The following is a 20,321-nucleotide window of genomic DNA, read 5'->3' as shown; positions in this document are numbered from 1 at the left end:
TATATTCTTATTTACCTATTTTAGAAAAAATAGTACAATTAAGGTGAAAACAATTTTTTCTAAGAGAATAGAAAATTAGCAGGAGGGGTTAGGGTGAATAAAATCATAACAAGGCCTCATGAGATTGATAAAAATGTTAGAGTGCTGTATGCGGGAAATCACTATATAAGTTTACCTGAGATAGATGTAGAGAAGGCTTCAATAAAAAATTTAAATATTGTTTCTCTTTCAAATAAAGGACTTGTGGAGCTTTCTGGAGAAGAAGCTTTGTTTAAACCTGTATTTTATAAAAAAGGTGAAAAACTTGAAATTGTAAAAAGTGAAGTATCAGAAGAGCTTTATTACATACCTAATATTAAACTGTATTTTTCAAACGGGGATTTTGTAATAATAAAAATCTATGCAGATATCAAGGAAAAAGGTTTTATATATGAATTTGAAAGCTCTGAAGAAATAGAAGTTTATTTAGAAGTAAATCTTGATAAACTGTTCTTTTTAAGATTTAACTCTCATGAAATAGAATTTAAAAAAGAATTTAAAATTGACAAATGGCTTAAAAACCCTGCTTTAAACATTTATTCTTATAATATAGCTTTTTCACTTGCTTTTGGTGGAGAAAAAGATTTTGATTATGAGGAAAAGAATGAAAAAATAATACTTAAATCGAAAACCAATGGGACAAACTGTTTTTATATAAGTGTAAACTCCGATATGGATGGGGCTTCAACTACTTTAATTCATTTAAAAAGAAAAGGATTTAAAAATATATATAAAGAGTTTTACAACTGGCTTAAAAATAAGTATATAAAATATTCTCAAGATAAGGATTTAGAAAGTTTATTGAACAAAAACCTATTTTTTAACTACTTTTTCTCTATAGGAAAAGACATGGAATCCGACAATTATATTGCATTAACATCAAGAAGTCCAAGATATTATGTCTCAGGAGCCTTTTGGGAAAGGGATAGTTTTTTATGGTCTTTTCCTGCTGTAAAAATTATTGATAAAAGCTTTCACGATTACATTGCAAGGGAGATGATTTTAAGACACAGTAAAAATGCAGGGGCACATGCCCATTATATAGATGGAACGGTTTTATATCCCGGATTTGAGTTGGATGAGGCTGCCAGCTATTTTATACTACTTGAGAATATGGATGTGGATTTAGATGATATAGAGCTTGTAAAGGCATTAGAAGTTGTATACAGCCGAATTGAGGAAGAATATGACAGTAGGATAGGACTTTATAAAACTTTCTTGCTTCCCTCTGACGACCCTTCAGAGTACCCCTTTGTTACGATAGACAATGTAATACTCTGGAGAGGGTTTATAAACTTAAAGAATCTTTACTTAAAGCTTAACTGGTATAAAAAGGCGGATATGCTTCAGAAAAAGATAGACGGCATTTACAATGGAATATACAAATACCTTGTGACAGAGGTAGAAGGTAAGAGGATTTTTGCTTGGTCTACTGATGGAGAAGGGAATTATAAACTCTACAATGACCCACCCGGCAATTTAGGGCTTATGTATTATTATGACTTTGTAGACTATCAAAATGAAGTATTTAAAAATACAATTGATTACTATTACTCTCGAAAATACAAATATTATTTTGAAGATGCAAAAATAAAAGAGCTTGCCTGTGACCATCATCCCAATACACCCTCAGGTTTAGGGCTTTGTGGTAGCCTATTAAATCCCTTAATGAGGGAGGAAGCTTTGAAGTGGCTTAAGATGGCAAATATGGATTATGGGCTTTTAGCAGAGAGTTTTGACAAAGATACAGGGGAAGCAAAGACAGGAGTTGGTTTTGCAACTGGTTCAGGATATCTTGCAATGGCTCTTTATAGAATACTTTTTGAGGAGTGAGTTTTATGAGAGTAGCTGCAGCAGTTTTTAAAAGGGGTGATAGCGGAAGCTGTATAAGAAAATATGAGGAGGTTTTAAGAGAATGCGAGGAAAAGGCAGTTGACCTTGTGGTTTTTCCCGCTCTTACTGGAGAGGTATGTGATTTTGAAGAGGATTTTATAGAAAAAATTAGGGATTTTTCATTGAGGTATAAAGACATAGCTATAAATCCGGGAAGTTATTTTGAAAACCACGACGGAAAAGTTTATCATTCTTCTTTTGTAATGTTAAATGGAGAGATTAAACTATTTCAAAGGCAGTTATACCTTGCAAGGTGGGAGAGAGAATTAGGATTATCAAGAGATACGGCTCTTAAAATTGTAGATATAAAGGGATATAAAATTAGCATAATTCTTTCTACTGATGTGTTTTATCCTCAGGTTTCAAGATATGCGGCTTTAAAAGGTGTCAATCTGGTGCTTTCACCTGTTGCAATAAAAGGACAGAGAAATTTTGCAAGGCAGATAGCAGGGGTATGGCAAAATGTGCAGCAAAACTTGTTTTTTGCAATTGAAAGTGGATTTAAAGGAGAGTATAAAGGAAATAACTTTTATTCAGAGGCAGCTATACATGCTCCTTTAGAGATGACAAAAGACGATGATGGTTTTCTTGCCAAGGAAGTAGATTCTAATATAATAATTGCGGAACTTAATGAGGTAGAGAGACAAAAAGCTATTTCTAAATTTGATGTGATAAAACAACTTAATATAAACTCCTATAAAGGGATTTTTAGGTGATTGATATGAAAAACATTTTAGAGATTGTTTTTGAAAGCAAAATGTCTGAGAAAAAAGTTAATAACTATTTAAGAAGATTACATGGGTTTTCAAGAGGAAATTTTATTTTAAAGAAAAAAGGGAAAGTAAGGGTCGCATGTGTGGAGAGGGAAATAAAAGTTACAAATTCTTTTGAAGAATATGCCGAAAGGATGAGAAAATTTGTAGAAGAGGCAGCATTAAAAGGAAGTGATATAGTAGCCTTTCCTGAATACAATTTTTTTGATTTGTTAGGGCTTATTCCCGGATTTGGCAAGCTAAATAATTTTCTAAATAAAAAGGCAAAAAGTGAAGAGGTTTCAAATAGCGAAGGTGGTGGAGAAGGATTACTCAAAGTTATATTTAAATCTATATCAAAAGCTTATCAAGAGGCTTATGAGAAGATAATGAGGGATTTTGCTAAAAGGTATGGAATTTATATTTACACAGGAAGTTATATTATCACTGAAAATGGCAATTTGTACAATGGTGGCACGTTAATATCAAGAGAAGGTGAGATTTTAGGAAGGCAGAAGAAAATTCATTTGACAGATTTTGAAGAGAAGATTGGTATAAAGAGGGATGAGGAACTTAAAGTATTTTCTCTTGATATAGGTAAGATTGCATGCCCTGTTTGTATGGATGCCACATATTTTGAGACCTTTAGAATGGCTTTTGAAAAGGGGGCGGAAATTGTAATACTGCCTATTGCCAATATGGAGGAGTACAATTTCTGGAGAGCTTTAAGGGGAATATGGCCAAGGGTACAGGAGTCGTACATTTATGGTGCAAAAGCTTCTTTAAACGGATGGATAGGAGGAATTCACTTTACAGGGAAAGCAGCTATTTTTGCTCCCATTGATATGACTGAAAATGAAGATGGAATAATTGCAATTGCGCCTCATTATGAAGGTGATTATGTCGTAACTTCTGATTTAGACATTGAAAGGCTATATGAAGTAAGGGAAAAAGCGGAATACTTTAAAGATGTGAATGAGGAATTTGAGAAGGATTATTATGAAAAGGTGTATGAGAATTTTAGGAGGGTAAAAGATGAAAAATAATAGATTTTTTGTGCTTTTTATGTATTCTTTGGGGTATTTAGGAATTTCCATATTTACACAGACTGCGGTAAAATGGTATCAATACTATTACACTCCTCCAGCATTTAATACACAGGGGCTTAAAATGCTTGTACCAATAAGCCTTATAGGTTTTTCTATGATAGTTGCGAGAATATTTGACGGCATATCTGACCCAATAGTTGCTTATTATTCTGACAAATTAAATACCAAAATGGGCAGGAGAATACCTTTTGTGCTATTTGGCTCACCTGTTTTGATGATTTCTTTTATAATGATATGGTTTCCTCCTGTTTCTGAGGTGTCAATAGTAAATTTTGTTTATCTCACTTTTGTATTAAGTTTATTTTTTGTGTCTTTTACTGCAGTTGTGGCGCCGTATCTTGCTCTCATACCTGAAATAACTAAAGATGCAAAAGAAAGAATTACACTTACTATGATGCAAGGGATAACGCAGATTATAGGTGTTATGGTAGCAGAAGCAGGGTCGGGAATTCTGATTGGGATTTTTAATTTTAAAATTATGGGAATTATATTGGGAATCTTTGCTTTTATTACTTTAATGCTTACGCCTATTTTTGTAAAAGAAGAAAAAATAGAGGAAGAAAATATACCTACAGTGGGGATGTTTACTTCTATTAAGATGACTTTGGCAAATGCAGATTTTATGTATTACCTTACTGCAGCAACAGCTTTGTGGTTTGGCATAAATACCTTGACTATAGCAATGCCTTATATAACAGAAGTGCTTTTAAAGACTCCTGCTGAAGATTCTGGCTTTATGATTGCAGGTGCATTTGTTGTGGCAGTTTTGTTTAGCTTCTTTGTGCCGAAGCTTACACTATTATACGGAAAGAAAAAACTTCTTATGGTGTTTTCTATAATATTTGCTTTCATTTTAACTCTTACTGGACTTTTTGGGACTGTTTTTAATAAAACAGTTTCTATAATTATCATTTTATTAGCTGGTATACCGCTTTCTGTATTCTTTGTAGTACCTAATGCAATGATTGCTGATATAGCGGAATTGGATGGGATTAAGACAGGGCAAAGAAGAGAGGGAATGTTTTTTGGAGCTCAGGGATTTATAATAAAAATAGTAATAGGGATTTCTTCTCTTGTAACTCCACTTTTATTTAAGATTTTTGGGTATAATGCAGAAAATCCGCTTGGTTTACAGCTTTGTGGGCCTTTAGCAGGTGCTATAATTATACTAAGCTTAATTGTGTTTAATAAATATTCTTTGACAGAAAAAGAATTGGAGAGGTATAAGTTAGAGAGTAAAAAATAAGGGCTTTTTGCCCTTATTTTCATTCAGATTTCCATAGACCGTGCAAATTGCAGTAGGACCACGCTTTTAAATCTTTTGCATCTGTTACAAAAACTGCTTCAGGCTTTTCACCTGGTTTTAATACTTTTCTCATGTATACCCCATCAGCTAAGAGAGAAATCCATTCAATCCAATGTTTTTCTTCCATTGGGTGAGGTATACTTCCTACTTTTACTGTTACAATATTTCCATTTCTTTCAATAACAGGTGTGTGCTTTTCTGTGCCTGTATCTCCTGTTTTTTCTTGCATTTTTACCATTGGTTCACCACAGCAGACTAAAGTGCCAACCCCTTCGTGAAGTACTTCTACTATATTTCCACATTTTTCACATTTGTAAACTCCATATAAATCAGCCATTTTTATTCCTCCTTCTATGTAAAAGTGTGAAATTAAAATTAAGTTTCAGAAGATAATATATTTTAACGGAAATATATTATCTTCTATATTTATAATACATTAAAATTTTTTAAGTTTCAAGAGGGAAGGAAAAATTTTTTATAAATTGAGTTACAAATATCGGACAATTGAAAAATGCAATTGTTAATTTTTATAAAAGTATGATAATATAATGGTGAGGAGGTGGTAAAATGCACAAAATATTGGTAATTGAAGACGATGTTAATATAGCTAAATTTGTAAAAATAAATTTGGATAAATACTACGAGACTGAAATAGTGCATGAGGGTGAGAAGACACTTTATTTATTAGAAAGGGAAAGGTTTTCTGTTATAGTGTTGGATATAATGCTTCCGGACATAAGTGGTTTTGAACTTTTGAAAAAGATAAGAGCCATGAAAGTGAATACTCCAGTAATTATCTTGACAGCCAAAAGCCAGGATGTGGATAAAATCTTGGGCTTAGAGCTAGGAGCAGATGACTATATAACAAAACCTTTTAACCCGAGAGAACTTGTCGCCAGAGTAAGAGCGGTTATAAGAAGGGTTTATGAATTTAATGCTTCAAGTAAAAGTATCAATTTGTTGGAATATGATGAAATAAAATTGGACTTGATCCAGAATAAGGCTTTTGTAAGAGGAAAGGAGGTTTTTCTTACTCCGAGAGAATTTCAGATTTTAAAGATGTTGATGACAAATAGGAAAAAAGTTGTAAAGAGAGAGGAACTTATTGCTTCTATATGGGGCGATTCTTTTATCGAGGATACGAAAACTTTGGACGTACATATACGAAGATTGAGGGAGAAAATTGAAGTAAATCCTGACCAGCCGAAATATATACATACCCAATGGGGAGTTGGGTACTATTTTGGGGGAAACTAAATGAGTATAAAGATTAAACTTACCATTTCATATATTTTATTGATTACAATGATAATAATTTTTTTCGGAGTCATATCTACTTTAACTCTTGAAAAATATTATATTGACAATATAATTGAGATATTAACTTCTCAGGGCACTTCTTTTTCTCGTGTGTTTGACAGCTACATTGATGCAGATATATATACAATAAGCCAAGATGTAGTTAAAAAGCTTGCTACAGATACTAATGCTCAAGTTCAGGTTTTAAATATGGAAGGTATGCTTTTAGGAGATTCCACACTTTCATCTACTCCTGTCCCTGTCAAAATACTCACCCCGGATGTCATACAAGCTATTTCTGGAGAAAGTGGAGTTTATACAGAAAAAATCAATAATGAAAGAGTTTTACACGTTTCGGTTCCTGTAAAAAACAAATTAAATTATGTGGCAATTTTGAGGCTTTCTTCTTCTTTGGAGGAAGTTTCCAACATAATAAAAAGACTGGTTTTATTTTTAGCGCTTGTTTTGACAGTGTCTTCTTTAGTTGCGTTGATAATAGGATTTTTTATAGCAAATGAATTAACAAAACCTCTTGAAATGGTAAAAAAGGCAACTCAGGAAATGGCAAAGGGCAATTTTAAAGTGAGAGCGGAGAAAACTTCAAATGACGAAATAGGAATACTTGCGGATTCTTTTAACAAAATGGCCGAAGAATTGGGACAGTTAGAAGAGATGAAAAATGAATTTATAAGCAATATTTCTCACGAATTAAAAACACCTCTTACTTCCATAAAAGGATTCGCGATAACTGCGATGGATTTGGTAGAAAAAAATAGTGAACTATATGAGTATTTGAACATTATTGATGAAGAAACAGATAGGCTTTCTCGTTTAGTGGATGAACTTTTGGATTTTTCTAAGATAGAATTAAATAAGATTAAACTAAGTTTTGAAGAAGTAGAGTTAGATAAATTGATAGAGGATACAGTCGCAATTTTAAGACCTCATGCTAGCAATTATGGAGTAAATTTAATTTGCAAAAAAAAGATTGATAGGGTTGTCATAAATGGGGATGTAAATCGATTAAAACAAGTATTAGTGAATATAATTGACAATGGAATAAAAGCTTGTAGTAGAGGAAAATATGTTAAGGTGTTTCTTGACATAAAGGACAAAAAAGCTGTAATAAGGATTGAAGACCAGGGACAAGGAATTCCGCAAGAGGAAATAAAATATATATTTGATAAATTTTATAGAGGTAAAAATAATAAATACAGTGGCACAGGATTGGGACTTGCTATTTCTAAAAAGATAATTGAAGAACACAAAGGGACTATTACTGTAGAAAGCGAGGTAGGAAAAGGTAGTGTTTTCACTATTGAGTTGCCTTTAAAAGATAGATAAATTATTGACAAACTCCCTGATTTGTATTATTCATTATATAGGTTATTTTTTATGAAGGGAGATTTAAATATGAATACTACGCCTACCTCATCTAGACTTCATATTGCGCTTTTCGGTAGAAGAAATGCGGGAAAATCAAGTCTCATTAATGCTTTAACAAATCAAGAAGTGGCTCTTGTGTCTGATATTGCAGGCACTACTACTGACCCTGTCTCAAAAGCTATGGAGATACTTCCAATCGGACCAGTGGTAATTATTGATACTGCAGGATTAGATGATGTAGGGCCTCTTGGAGAGCTGAGAGTAAAAAAGACCTATGAAGTTCTAAATAAAACAGACCTCGCTATTCTTGTGATTGATGGTACAGAAGGAGTTACAGAATTTGAGGAAAAGATTTTACAGATAATAACGGAGAAAAACATCCCAGTTGTAGGGGTTATTAATAAAAAAGATTTGTCAAATTATTCACAATTACAAAAAAAAGAATGGGAAAAAAGATTAAATCTAAAACTGATAGAAGTTTCTGCTAGAAACAAAGAAGGAATAGAAGAACTCAAAATGATGATAATAAAAAAAGCACCAAGCGATGATAGTATAAAATTGGTAGGGGATTTGATAAAAACTGGTGATTTAGTGATTTTAGTTGTGCCTATTGATAAAGCAGCTCCAAAGGGGAGGCTTATACTTCCCCAGCAACAAACTATAAGGGACATTCTTGACACTGGCGGTATAGCACTAGTAGTAAAAGATACAGAATTGGACAAAGCATTAAAAAGCATAAATAATAAGCCTTCTTTAGTTATTACAGATTCACAAGTTTTTAATAAGGTTGGTGCTATTGTTCCTCCTGACATACCTCTCACTTCATTTTCAATACTTTTTGCCCGATATAAAGGAGATTTAGAGGAGCTTGTAAAAGGGGTAAGAGTTATCGAAAAATTAAAGGAGGGCGATAAAGTTTTAATTGCAGAAGGGTGTACCCACCACAGACAAGAAGATGATATAGGAACAGTTAAAATACCTCGTTGGCTAAGACAAAAAACAGGAAAGAATTTGCAATTTAGCTGGTCTAGTGGTATGACATTTCCTGCGGATTTGGAATCTTACAGTTTAATTGTTCATTGTGGAGCTTGTATGCTAAATAGAAGAGAGATGCTTTATAGGATTTCTTACGCTAAAGAGAAAAAAATACCTATCGTAAATTATGGAATTTTAATTGCTTATGTCAATGGGCTTCTTCCAAGGGCTATTGAAATATTTAAAGAGGCAAAAAGGATATATGAGGAAGAGTAGAAAAAAATTAGAATGGGAAAAACATTATACTTTATACACTTTTTTATATTGAAACACTAAGACATAAAGTGTATACGAAAGGGCGATTATTCCACTTACTATAAAAGTTATGTGGGAGCCAAACTTTTGAGATAATGTACCAGCATACAATGAGCCTATAGGAGTTACTCCACCAAAAACCAAAGAATAAACACTCATTACTCTTCCTCTGAATTCATCTGCAGAGTTAATTTGTATAGTAGTGTTTGCGGAGGAACTAAAAGTTATCATAGACCACCCTGCTAAAGCTAAAAGTAAAGCTGTTAATAGATAATTACTCTGTATTCCTATGAGGATTTGAAAAATTCCAAGACCTATGCCACCGCCAAACAAATAAACGGGTTTTACTCCTCTTCTGCTTATTGAAGCCAGTACCAATGCTCCAATTAGTGCTCCTGTTCCCATTGCTGACATAAGCATACCATAACCAGTAGCTTCTCTGTGAAGTACATCTTTAGTAAAAACGGGAACTAATACATTGAAATTCATTGAGAAAGTGCTTAAAATTGCAATCATGAGTATCGTGGTGAGTATAATTGGAGTATTTTTGATGTATATTAACCCGTCCTTTAAGTCATCAAAAATCTTTGCTTTGACATCATTAGTTTTTGGCGTTTTTCCTTCTACGGTAATTAATATGAGTCCTATTATTACAGCAATAAAGCTTGCAGAATTTAAATAAAAACATACAGCATATCCTAATTTGCCAATTAATATTCCTGCAATTGCTGGTCCTACTATTCTTGCTGCGTTAAACACTGCAGAGTTTAAAGCAATGGCATTCATTAAATCTTTTTTGCCCACTAAGTCAATGATGAAAGATTGCCTTGCTGGCATATCTATTGTATTCAAAAAGCCATTAAACAAAGCCAAAGCCAAGATTTCCCAATAATTTATTATCTTTAAAGCAGTCAAAGTGGCCAAGATAAAGGCAGAAATTGCAAAACTTGACTGTGTAAATAAAATTAGTTTTCTCTTTGGGAATCTATCTATTACAACGCCTGCGAATAGAGAAAAAAGCATCACAGGTAAAAACTGAACAGCACTTACTAGCCCCAATAAAAAAGACGAATTTGTCAGTTTAAGAACTAGCCAACCTTGGCCTATATTTTGCATCCATGTGCCTATAAGGGAAATCATTTGTCCAAACCAGAAGAGCCTAAAATTTCTGTGTTTAAGAGCAGGAAAAGAATATTCTAATTTTTCCACTGTATTCATTTATTTTTCTCCTTGCTATTAATTTTCATATAACAGCTCTATTGATTGATTAAAATATTTTTTAGCTTCTTCTGGATTATTTAGGGCAATATACAGATTTCCCAATCCTTTATAGGCTTCGGACAAGTCCTTTTTAAGGCCAAGGGTTTTGAGTATTTCTACAGATTTTAAAAGTTCTTTTTCACTTAATTCGAACTGGCCTTGTTTTAAATGTAAATTTCCTAATATTGTATAAATTCTACCCATTTCTTCTTCTTCTCCTAGTTTTGTTACGATTTCTAAAGATTGATTTAAATATTCTAATGCTTTGGGATAATCTTCTTTTAAATAGTAAATTCTTCCGATTTCTGTGAGATTGTATGCCATTCCTCTTTCATTTCCTAAATCTTTATACATCGAATAGCTCTTTACAAAATATTTTTCTGCAATATCATACTTTTTTAAATCTGTATATACAAAACCTAAATAATTGTATTCATTAGCAATATCTTCTTTTAAGTTTAGGGTTTTACTTATCAGAATAGCACGCCTTATATATTTTAAAGCATCCTTATATTGTTTAAGCTCGTGATTTACAAGTCCTAGTCCATTATTTGACAAAGCAATAAAATCTACTGCTTTAATTTGAGTAGAATATTCAAGGCATTTCATATAATAATCTCTTGCTTTAATAAATTCTCCCATTTTACTGTATAAATTTGCTATACTATAAAGTATGCGGGATTTCAACTGTGTGTGTTTTAAAGAGTATTTTTCAAAACCATCTAAAGCTTTTAAATAATTTTCCAATGATGATTGAAATTTTTGCAGATTGCCCAAACACAATCCTTTCATGTAATGCATTTCTACTATAATTTCAGTCAATGAGCTTTTTTCAAAATATGGAGATATTTTATCTAAAATTTCAAGAACTTTTGTATAGTCTTTGATAGCAAAATAAGATTTGGCTAGGTAAAAATTTATCAAATTTGTTGAATACTCATCTATTGCATTGTCTAAAATATCGATGTATAATTTAATAGCTTCATCATAATTTTTGTTATCAAAAGCTTTTTGAGCAGTTAAGAACTTTTCTAAAATATTTTTGTATTTTGCAAGTTCTTTTTTTAATTCTTCTTTTTCGACATAATCCTCATCTAAAAAATAAACAACTGGCTTATTTAACTTTTGAGCTATGAAATTTAAAGCTTTCAAGGAAGGGCTTATCTTACCTTTTTCTATAAGACTTATATAGCCCTTTGAAAATTCATCCCCTGATAAATCTCCTTGTTTTAAAAATTGCCTTTTTCTTTCTTCCCTGATTCTTTTGCCTAATTCTACCATATCCATGTAATACCACTCCTTAATGCAGATGCTAAAATATATTATAATTTAATTTGGCAACTTTTTCAACAGGTTTGTACAGAGTAAATTTAATTATATAAAAATTATGATAAGTGATATAATATTATTTGTACATTTTAATGTTAGAGGTGGTTTTTGTGAATAAACTATTTATTGTAGGATTAGGACCGGGCTCACCAGATACTATTACAGTAGGAGTATTGGAAAAGATGAAAAGAGCTGATAAAGTCTTTTTGAGGACCGAAAAACATCCTATTGTTTCATATCTTAAAGAGCAAGAAATTATTTTTGAAACTTTTGATAAAATATACGAAAAAAGTATGACTTTTGAGGAAGTTTATGAAAATATTGCTCGGGAAATAATAGATATAGCAAGAAAATATCGAAATGTGGTATATGCTGTGCCGGGGCATCCCCATGTTGCAGAAAAATCAGTAGAGTACATATTAAACTTTTGCAAAGACTGTGCCGATATATCAGTAGAAGTTATACCAGCTGTTTCTTTTATTGATGCAATTATAAGCGATTTAAAAATTGACCCTATTTATGGGTTGAAAATAATCGACGCTTTATCTTTAGATACTCAAAAGCCGGATAAAAGATGCCATAATATAGTAGTGCAAATATATGATAAATTTGTCGCTTCAGAAGCGAAATTAAAGCTGTCAGAAATATATGGCGATAATTATCTTGTAACTTTAATAAAAAATGCAGGAATTAATGGTAGACAAGTGATAGAAACGATGCCACTTTATCTGATTGATAGAATTGATTGGATCGATTATCTTACTTCGCTATATATTCCTCCTGTTCAAAAAATTTTTCAAGAAAAGTATGACATATATGACCTTTTAGAGATAATGAGAATTTTAAGAAGTGAAAAGGGATGTCCATGGGATAAAGAGCAGACTCATCAAAGCCTTGAAAAATATTTGGTGGAAGAGAGTTATGAGTTAATTGATGCGATTGAGAAAGAATCTGAGGATAAGATGGCAGAAGAGTTAGGAGATGTGCTTTTACAAGTTGTATTCCATTCACAAATTGCAAAGGAGAGGGGAACATTCAATTTTTGCGATGTAGTAGATGGCATATGCAAAAAGATGATTTGGAGGCATCCTCACGTTTTTGGGACAGAAGAATTAAAAACTTCTAAAGCCGTATTAGAAAAATGGGATGAGTTGAAGAGAGAAGAGAAGGATTTAAATTCTTATACGGAAGTTTTAAAAGATGTGCCAAAGCATATGCCTGCTCTTATCAGAAGTTATAAGGTCCAGGAAAAAGCAGCAAAGGTGGGTTTTGATTGGGAGAGGGTTGAGGATGCAATTTCTAAAGTTTATGAGGAGTTAGAAGAATTAAAGGAGGTGTATAAAGGGAAAGATAAAGAAAAGATTATTGAGGAAGTTGGAGATTTAATTTTTGCAGTGGTAAATGTAGCTAGATTTTTAGATGTAGAACCAGAAAGCGCAACTCACAACACAGTGGAAAAATTTATAAAGCGATTTGAATACATAGAAAAAACTGCAGCAAAAAATGGACAAAAATTGGATGAAATGACATTAGATGACATGGATAAGCTATGGAATGAAGCAAAGATGAATAAATTTGATAAAAAAAATGAAAAATAAGCGTATATTAGCAGGATTTTTCGATTTTGTGAAGAATAAATAAGAGTAAAACATATTTAAAACTAAGGAGGTATTGTTGTGAATAAGGCAGATCTTGTTGCGAAAATTGCAGAAAAAAGTGAGTTAACAAAAAAGGATGCTGAAAAGGCATTGAATGCTTTCATCGAGGCAGTAGAAGAAGCATTGAAAAACGGTGACAAAGTTCAATTAGTAGGATTTGGTACATTTGAAGTAAGAGAAAGAGCAGAAAGAAAAGGAAGAAATCCTCAGACAAGAGAAGAAATAACAATTCCTGCTTCAAAAGCTCCTATCTTCAAAGCAGGAAAAGCGTTGAAGGATTTAGTAAATTCTTAAGAAAATCAGGTCTTTATGACCTGATTTTCTTACGTGCGCCCGGCATGGGCGATAGCTAGGCGGTGAAAGTCCGCTGTGGGCTTGGTAGTGGGAACCACTAGCCAAGAGCAAGGGTGTCCATCGTGAGGTGGAATCTGAAGGAAGCTTAAGGCAAAATCTCGGTCTGATGAACAAGAACCAGATAAGAGGCTGAATTGGGGTGGATGAGTTTGCGTAACAAAACGAAGTCCAACACTACCCGAATCCCATACAGTAAATCTGGCAGATATATGAGATGAAAGTTATCGTTCTTACCCGGGGAGGTCTCAAGGATAAGTCATGGAAGTAAAATCTGAAGTGACAACCCATGCAGTGATGTATGGCTGAACCTTGAGAAGTCAGCAGAGGTCATAGTACTTATCTAGACATGAATAGATAAGGAAGGACCGAACGTTAGGAGGTTTTGGAAATCTTATGGACTCGAAAGATATGCAGAGACTGCAGACAACTCAACAAAGAGGCTATCCGTTGAATAGAGAAATGGAATTTCAAAAGACAACGGAAGTGCATAGTATATCATCGGCGTCGGAAGATGGAAGAAACGAAGTACAAAGATATACCAGCAAGATGCTTGAAATGATAGTAGAACGAAGGAACATGGAAGCAGCATACAAGCGCGTTGTTGCAAATAAAGGAAGCCATGGAGTCGATGGGATGGAAGTAGATGAACTTCTACCGTATCTCAAAGAAAACTGGGCAACCATAAAACAACAACTGCTGGAGGGGAAATACAAACCACAACCAGTGCGAAGAGTAGAAATTCCCAAACCAGATGGAGGAGTAAGACTACTAGGAATACCTACAGTACTAGACAGACTAATACAACAAGCAATAGCCCAAATACTAAATAAAGTCTACAACCATACATTTTCAGATAGCAGTTATGGATTCAGACCAGGACGCAGTGCAAAAGACGCAATAAAAGCCGCAGAAGCATACATAAATGAAGGATACACGTGGGTTGTAGATATGGACTTAGAAAAGTTCTTTGACAGAGTAAACCACGACATAATAATGTCCAAACTAGAAAAGCGGATAGGAGATAAAAGGGTACTAAAGTTAATACGAAGATACCTAGAATCAGGAGTAATGATAAACGGAATCAAAGTATCAACAGAAGAAGGGACACCCCAAGGAGGGCCATTAAGTCCCCTATTAGCAAACATAATGTTGGACGAACTAGACAAAGAACTTGAGAAACGAGGGCATAAATTCTGCCGATATGCAGATGACTGCAACATATATGTAAAAAGCAGGTCTGCAGGAAACAGAGTAATGAAGAGCATAAAGAAGTTCATAGAAAGCAAATTAAAACTAAAAGTCAACGAAGCAAAAAGTGCTGTAGATAGACCATGGAGAAGAAAATTTCTTGGATTTTCATTCTATACAAAAGAAAACGAAGTAAGAATAAGAATCCATGAAAAATCCATCAAAAGGTTTAAGGAAAAAGTAAGAGAAATAACCAATCGGAACAAGGGAATAAGCATGGAAAACAGAATAAAAAGACTAAATCAAATAACAACAGGATGGGTCAACTATTTTGGATTAGCAGACGCGAAAAGCATAATGAAAACCCTTGACGAATGGATAAGGCGAAGACTAAGGGCATGTATATGGAAACAATGGAAGAAGATAAAAACGAAGCATGATAACTTAGTAAAACTAGGAGTAGAAGAACAAAAAGCCTGGGAATACGCCAATACAAGGAAAGGTGACTTAAGAATATCCAATAGCCCAATCCTAAATAAGACTCTTACAAATAAATACTTTGAAAGCATAGGTTATAAGAGTTTATCCCAAAGATATCTAATTGTACACAATTCCTAATGAACCGCCGTATACCGAACGGTACGTACGGTGGTGTGAGAGGACGCTGAATAAAATAATTATTCAGCTCCTACTCGATTTTTGCATGGGGGTGTAAAAAGCACATGAGAGTTGATAAGTTTTTGAAAGTTTCAAGGCTTATCAAAAGGCGTACGATTGCAAAAGAGGCCTGTGACAAAGGATTAGTTTTTATAAATGGCAAGCAGGCAAAAGCTAGTGACGAAGTAAAAGAACATGATATAATAGAGATAAGCTTTGGAAATAAAATTGTCAAAATAGAGGTTATAGGTGTAAAGGAACATGCTTTAAAAGACGAGGCTTACAAAATGTATAAATTGATAGAAGAATGAATGATTTGTGAAAATCCCTCAAATACTATAAATAAATAGGGATGTGCAAAATTAATTAAAATAATCATAATCAAAAACCAAAATATGTATTACATACAATATATAGTAATCAACACTGACAATCAAACATAAAGGAAGTGGTAAGGGAAAAGAAAAGACAAAAAGAGGAGCTAAAAAAGGGCATAAATATCCTGTAGAAGTCAAATGTTAAAAAATGGCATGAAATAGATTCAATAAAAATTAGGCCGATTGCATCAAAGCAACAAGAGATCTAAACTCATCAAATTTACCCAGTTTAATAGCTACAATAGCGACAGTAAGCAAAGTAATATGGCCAAAAGTATTAAGGTTGCTGACAGAATTAATATTTCTAACATAAGCTTTTTCAAAATCTAGAGCTTTAAAGCGGGAATTATATCTTTCTGATTCAATCCTCAATTTATAGACAGCCTTAAAATATAGGGAGTCTCTATTAATAGAGGACCTATAATCAGAAGATATAATAGCATACTTAGTACAGCCTCTATGCTTTTTGCCATTAAAATATTTAGGATGCTGAATAGGGCAGGCAGAGTCATCTTTAGAATTACAGAACTTGCAAACAAATTTTTGCTTAATAAAACCATCAAAATATTGCTTGCCATCTTTGAGCATTTTAATACCTGCTTCACAAACCATATAACCATCATCAGTCAGTGGGGGATTTTTAGAATTACGCTTGTTAAGAGGAATAAAACAATGACCATGGAGAGTATCTCTAACAAAATTATAAACTCTCTTAACATCATACCCCTTATCGGCAATAAAATTAACATACTTAAGGTTAAACCACTTATTAGTCTTCTCAAGCAAAGATAAAGCGGCTTCAAAATCAGGGGCATCAGCGGGGGTAGTAGTTTCAGCGATGGGTAAACCAGAGATAGCATCAACAATAATGTGATTTTTATAGCCCCAATAAAACTTATAGCGTTTATTAGAAGAATCGTTAGAAGCAGAATAAACGCCTAATTTACAATCCTTATCTGACTTAGGCTGATTATCTTTAGAGAATTTATTTTTAGAAAAAGACTTAGGGTTATTTAACTTAGTGTTAGCTTTAATAGGGGTAGAATCCATGGAAATAAACTCACCGGAGATAATACCCATATTTTTGAGGATATTGACCTGATTTTGAAAAATAGAGGTCAAATAATCATGAGAGAAGTCATTAATAAAACGGCGAAAAGTCCAATAAGAAGGAAGAGGTTTAGAAATGTCGAAGCCACAAAGATGAGCAATGATAAGATTATTGCGGAGATAATCTAAAAGGTCAGAAATTGTGCCGAATCTTTCAGCTTTCATGACAATAAAAGCTCTAAAAAGTGCATGGTGAGAATAACCCTTACGGCCAGGACTAGAGGAAGGGAATTCAGGTATTGAAGACAGGTCAAGATTTTCAAACATAGAAGAATAGAAATCAATTTTAGACTGAGAGGTAAAGAGTTCAGGTATATTTAAAAGCAATTGAAGCTGGTACATGTAGAATTTCCTCCTTCTTAAAAAATTTTTTATAGTGTATATATAATAATTCGACAAATGGGAGGGGAAATCCTACATAAAAGATAAAAAATTCAAGAGTGATAGGAAAAAAGTATGTCTGTAGAATGGCTTAAATTAAGGCTTCTGAATTTTGCACAAGTCTATAAATAAAAGTATAGGAGGGATTTTAATTGTATAGGAACATACTGAAATTAATTGCGGTGTTAGTAGCTTTGTTATTTGCCATGACTTCCTGCAAGCCGCCCGCCAAAAAACCTGAACCAATAAAAAAGCCACGAATGGAACTACCTAAAATACCTGCCAAAATAAATGCAGGAGAGAAGAAAGAGCCTATTCTTAAAGTTTATGTTGTGCAAACGGGCAAAATAGAAAAAATGCCTCTAGAAAAGTATGTTGAAGGAACGGTGGCAGGAGAAATAAAGAATGACTGGCCAATTGAGGCTTTAAAAGCACAAGCGATTTTAGCAAGGACATATGTTTTAAATTTTGTAAGCACTAAAAAGTCTAAATATCCAGGAGCTGATATATCAACAGATTTTGAAGAGGCTCAAGCTTGGAACCCTTCAAATATAAATTCTAAAATAAAAGAAGCAGTAAAAGATACAAGAGGTGTAGTTGCTGTCTATGACGGAAAATTTATAAATGCATGGTTTCACTCTCATGCAGCAGGACAAACTGCTTTAGCTAAAGAAGGCCTTAATTATAAAAAGGCGGAACCTCCTTACATTGTAAGTGTAAAGTCAAATGATAGTCCTGATGCACCGGCTAATGTAAAGCATTGGACAGCTACTTTTACAAAAAGTGAAGTGATTAATGCGTTAAAGAAAATGGGGCTTGGAATAAATGACTTTAAAACTGTCAAAATAGGAACAAAAGGAGCTTCAGGCAGGACGATAAACCTTCTTTTCGATAAGATTCCTGTAAATGCTCCCGATTTTAGAATGGCAATTGGAAGTGAAAAACTAAAATCTACCATGATAGATGAGGTTTCCTATGATGGAAGTAAATTAGTGATAAAAGGAAGAGGGTTTGGGCATGGTGTAGGAATGTCTCAATGGGGAGCTTATCAAATGGCTAAAGAGGGGAAAAAGGCGAAAGACATACTAAACTATTACTTTAAAAGCATAAATATAGTCAAGATTTGGGATTGAAGTCCTCCTATTGGAGGATTTTTTTGTTCTAAAAAAAGTACAAGATTCATAGATAATAATAGTCAATTAAAAAGAGGGGAGGTTTAAAATGGAAGATAAAAGGAACTTTTTAAGAGCGGGGAAACCTCATAATATTACAATTGAAAATAGAGAAAAAATCAGTATTTCTGGGGTAACAAATGTTGTAAGCTTTGACGAAGAAACCGTAATATTGGAGACGGATTTGGGAATTTTGACAATAAGAGGTCAAGGGCTTCACATTAATAAATTGAACCTTGATGACGGACAAGTGTCAATTGATGGAGAAATAGTAAATTTAAATTACAGTGACAAAAGTGGCCTTATAGGAAAATCAGGGGGATTCATAAGTAGAATGTTTAGATAAGTCGCATGTTGCGGCTTATTTTGTTTTATATACTCGATTTTAAAAAGTTTAATTGCTATAATAAATTTGGATATTTTTGCGCAAAGGAAGTAGAGAGGTGTGAAACAAATGAGTGAGGAGAGAAAAAATTGGTTTAGAAACATGACTACAAAAGAAAAAGTGGAATATATATGGGACTATTATAAAGTTCATATTATCACAGGCATATTGGTGATTTATCTATTAGGCGCTTTTACAAGCAGTGTCTTAAATAGAAAAGAATATGTATTGAATATTGCCTTCGTGGGGAAATTTATGGACTTTGATAGGTTAAATGAATTTAGCAAAGAGGTTACTAAAGAATTGATTGGCGATCCTTCAGGCAAAAAACAAGCTTCTATTGATTTTTATGGGCTTGTAAAAAATCCAAATGGCAATTTTACTCTTGACCCTGCCTCAACTCAAAAATTAATGGCCAGAATGGGAGCGCAAGATATAGATGTCATTATTTTAGATAAAAATAATTTTGATATATTGGCAAGTCAAGGTGCTTTTTTGCGATTGGATGAGATAAAGGAGTTAAATTTATCAGGGTTAAATGTGGCAAAAGTAGAGGAACCCTCTAATGAGGTAAAACCAGGTGCTTACGGAATATACGTTGGATGGAATAATAAATATTTAAAAAATTTGGGATATGACTATAATGATAAAATTGTTACAATTATTGCGAATGGACAGCACAAAGATTTGGCTATAAAATTTGTAAAATGGCTTTTGAATATAAAATAAAGGGGGAGAAATTTAATTGAAGAAAGTCTTTTTAGTAGATTTTGACGGTACTGTTACTAAAGTAGATACTGTTGATTTGATGGTGAATAAGTTTGCAAAGGATGGTTGGCAGTATTATGAGGAATTATGGGAAAAGGGGGAAATGTCTACTGAAGAATGCGCAATTGAGACATTAAAGCTTATGGAAATGAACGAGAAAAAACTTTTGGATTTGCTTTACACTATTGAGATAGATGATTATTTCTTGGAGTTTTTAAATTTTTGCAAAGTAAAGAATTATGAAGTTGTAATAGTGAGTGATGGATATGACTTTAATATAAAGGCCATTATGGACAAGTATGGGTTTAATGTAGAGTTTTATAGCAATAAGCTTTGGTTTGATAAGGGAGAAATAAAAGTGGATTTTCCATATAAGAGCAAGGATTGCAACAAATGTGGTATGTGTAAGCTGGAAGTATTGAATAGATACAAAAATGAGGGGTATTATGTAGTATATATAGGAGATGGATATTCAGATATTTGTGTTGTGAAATATGCTGATGAGGTTTTTGCAAATGGTGTTTTAGAAAAATATTGCAAAGAAAATGATATTCCATATATTTCTTTTAAAAATTTTGGCGATATAATAGAAAAGTTAAAGCGATAAA

19 protein-coding genes are annotated in these 20,321 nt (G+C 33.1%); 15 read left to right on the top strand and 4 right to left on the bottom strand.

The features are described from left to right. The first annotated feature begins 93 nt into the window (after nucleotides 1-93). Genes EB239_RS00540 through EB239_RS00525 form a run of 4 tightly spaced genes read left to right on the top strand, consistent with a single transcriptional unit; the run spans nucleotide 94 to nucleotide 5,039 of the window. The gene (locus EB239_RS00540) at nucleotides 94-1,872 is read left to right on the top strand and encodes a glycoside hydrolase family 125 protein (protein WP_003869729.1); all 1,779 of its coding nucleotides are present in this window, start codon (nucleotides 94-96) and stop codon (nucleotides 1,870-1,872) included. Between the two features lie 5 nt (nucleotides 1,873-1,877). Continuing rightward, entirely contained in the window at nucleotides 1,878-2,648 is a 771-nt protein-coding gene (locus EB239_RS00535; RefSeq protein WP_003869730.1) for a carbon-nitrogen hydrolase family protein, read from the top strand. Nucleotides 2,649-2,653: 5 nt separating this feature from the next. Next, a complete protein-coding gene (locus tag EB239_RS00530) occupies nucleotides 2,654-3,730 on the top strand; it encodes a nitrilase-related carbon-nitrogen hydrolase (RefSeq protein ID WP_003869731.1) in 1,077 nt (358 codons plus the stop codon). Beyond that, nucleotides 3,720-5,039, top strand: coding sequence for an MFS transporter (locus EB239_RS00525; RefSeq protein ID WP_003869732.1), 1,320 nt, complete (start codon nucleotides 3,720-3,722; stop codon nucleotides 5,037-5,039). The genes EB239_RS00530 and EB239_RS00525 overlap by 11 nt, the downstream gene beginning before the upstream one ends. Before the next feature lie 19 nt (nucleotides 5,040-5,058). Here the strand turns inward: EB239_RS00525 and EB239_RS00520 are convergent, their stop codons facing one another. After that, on the bottom strand, nucleotides 5,059-5,436 hold the full coding sequence (locus EB239_RS00520; protein WP_003869733.1) for a desulfoferrodoxin: 378 nt from the start codon (nucleotides 5,434-5,436) through the stop codon (nucleotides 5,059-5,061). 230 nt (nucleotides 5,437-5,666) lie between these two features. Between EB239_RS00520 and EB239_RS00515 the strand changes: the two genes are divergently transcribed. From EB239_RS00515 to hydF, 3 genes are all read left to right on the top strand, one after another. Further along, entirely contained in the window at nucleotides 5,667-6,356 is a 690-nt protein-coding gene (locus EB239_RS00515) for a response regulator transcription factor (RefSeq protein ID WP_003869734.1), read from the top strand. Beyond that, nucleotides 6,357-7,742 carry a sensor histidine kinase gene (locus EB239_RS00510; protein ID WP_003869735.1) on the top strand — a complete coding sequence of 462 codons (1,386 nt, stop codon included), beginning with the start codon at nucleotides 6,357-6,359 and terminating at the stop codon, nucleotides 7,740-7,742. 69 nt (nucleotides 7,743-7,811) lie between these two features. Next, on the top strand, nucleotides 7,812-9,035 hold the full coding sequence (gene hydF, locus EB239_RS00505; RefSeq protein ID WP_003869736.1) for a [FeFe] hydrogenase H-cluster maturation GTPase HydF: 1,224 nt from the start codon (nucleotides 7,812-7,814) through the stop codon (nucleotides 9,033-9,035). Nucleotides 9,036-9,059: 24 nt separating this feature from the next. Here hydF and EB239_RS00500 read toward each other — a convergent pair whose 3' ends face one another. Together EB239_RS00500 and EB239_RS00495 are read right to left on the bottom strand one after the other, a co-directional pair. After that, the gene (locus EB239_RS00500; protein ID WP_003869737.1) at nucleotides 9,060-10,292 is read right to left on the bottom strand and encodes an MFS transporter; all 1,233 of its coding nucleotides are present in this window, start codon (nucleotides 10,290-10,292) and stop codon (nucleotides 9,060-9,062) included. 18 nt (nucleotides 10,293-10,310) lie between these two features. Then, complete coding sequence (locus tag EB239_RS00495; RefSeq protein ID WP_003869738.1) at nucleotides 10,311-11,621, bottom strand: helix-turn-helix domain-containing protein; 1,311 nt, start codon at nucleotides 11,619-11,621, stop codon at nucleotides 10,311-10,313. A gap of 152 nt (nucleotides 11,622-11,773) precedes the next feature. On the opposite strand from EB239_RS00495, the gene EB239_RS00490 reads away from it, so the two are divergent. The 4 genes from EB239_RS00490 to EB239_RS00470 all read left to right on the top strand — a co-directional run bounded on the left by EB239_RS00490 (nucleotide 11,774) and on the right by EB239_RS00470 (nucleotide 15,831). Continuing rightward, nucleotides 11,774-13,261 carry a bifunctional methyltransferase/pyrophosphohydrolase YabN gene (locus EB239_RS00490; protein ID WP_003869739.1) on the top strand — a complete coding sequence of 496 codons (1,488 nt, stop codon included), beginning with the start codon at nucleotides 11,774-11,776 and terminating at the stop codon, nucleotides 13,259-13,261. A gap of 78 nt (nucleotides 13,262-13,339) precedes the next feature. Then, on the top strand, nucleotides 13,340-13,615 hold the full coding sequence (locus tag EB239_RS00485) for an HU family DNA-binding protein (protein ID WP_003869740.1): 276 nt from the start codon (nucleotides 13,340-13,342) through the stop codon (nucleotides 13,613-13,615). Nucleotides 13,616-14,068: 453 nt separating this feature from the next. After that, complete coding sequence (gene ltrA / locus EB239_RS00475; RefSeq protein WP_129545071.1) at nucleotides 14,069-15,481, top strand: group II intron reverse transcriptase/maturase; 1,413 nt, start codon at nucleotides 14,069-14,071, stop codon at nucleotides 15,479-15,481. Between the two features lie 104 nt (nucleotides 15,482-15,585). Then, nucleotides 15,586-15,831, top strand: coding sequence for an RNA-binding S4 domain-containing protein (locus tag EB239_RS00470; protein ID WP_003871730.1), 246 nt, complete (start codon nucleotides 15,586-15,588; stop codon nucleotides 15,829-15,831). A 240-nt stretch (nucleotides 15,832-16,071) separates the two neighbouring features. Here the strand turns inward: EB239_RS00470 and EB239_RS00465 are convergent, their stop codons facing one another. After that, complete coding sequence (locus EB239_RS00465) at nucleotides 16,072-17,349, bottom strand: transposase (protein ID WP_003869920.1); 1,278 nt, start codon at nucleotides 17,347-17,349, stop codon at nucleotides 16,072-16,074. A gap of 191 nt (nucleotides 17,350-17,540) precedes the next feature. On the opposite strand from EB239_RS00465, the gene EB239_RS00460 reads away from it, so the two are divergent. From EB239_RS00460 to EB239_RS00445, 4 genes are all read left to right on the top strand, one after another. Then, nucleotides 17,541-18,521 (top strand): SpoIID/LytB domain-containing protein, encoded by a 981-nt coding sequence (locus EB239_RS00460; RefSeq protein WP_003871169.1) that lies wholly within the window; start codon nucleotides 17,541-17,543, stop codon nucleotides 18,519-18,521. Nucleotides 18,522-18,609: 88 nt separating this feature from the next. Then, on the top strand, nucleotides 18,610-18,906 hold the full coding sequence (gene yabP / locus EB239_RS00455) for a sporulation protein YabP (RefSeq protein WP_003871168.1): 297 nt from the start codon (nucleotides 18,610-18,612) through the stop codon (nucleotides 18,904-18,906). Between the two features lie 108 nt (nucleotides 18,907-19,014). Beyond that, nucleotides 19,015-19,674 carry an extracellular solute-binding protein gene (locus EB239_RS00450; protein WP_003871167.1) on the top strand — a complete coding sequence of 220 codons (660 nt, stop codon included), beginning with the start codon at nucleotides 19,015-19,017 and terminating at the stop codon, nucleotides 19,672-19,674. 16 nt (nucleotides 19,675-19,690) lie between these two features. Beyond that, nucleotides 19,691-20,320 (top strand): MtnX-like HAD-IB family phosphatase, encoded by a 630-nt coding sequence (locus tag EB239_RS00445; RefSeq protein ID WP_003871166.1) that lies wholly within the window; start codon nucleotides 19,691-19,693, stop codon nucleotides 20,318-20,320. Nucleotide 20,321 lies beyond the last annotated feature (1 nt).

It is taken from the genome of Thermoanaerobacter ethanolicus JW 200 (genome assembly GCF_003722315.1).
Lineage (GTDB): Bacteria > Bacillota > Thermoanaerobacteria > Thermoanaerobacterales > Thermoanaerobacteraceae > Thermoanaerobacter > Thermoanaerobacter ethanolicus.
The sequence above is the reverse complement of the archived record's forward strand: the minus strand, read 5'-3'. Positions and strand labels throughout refer to the sequence as shown.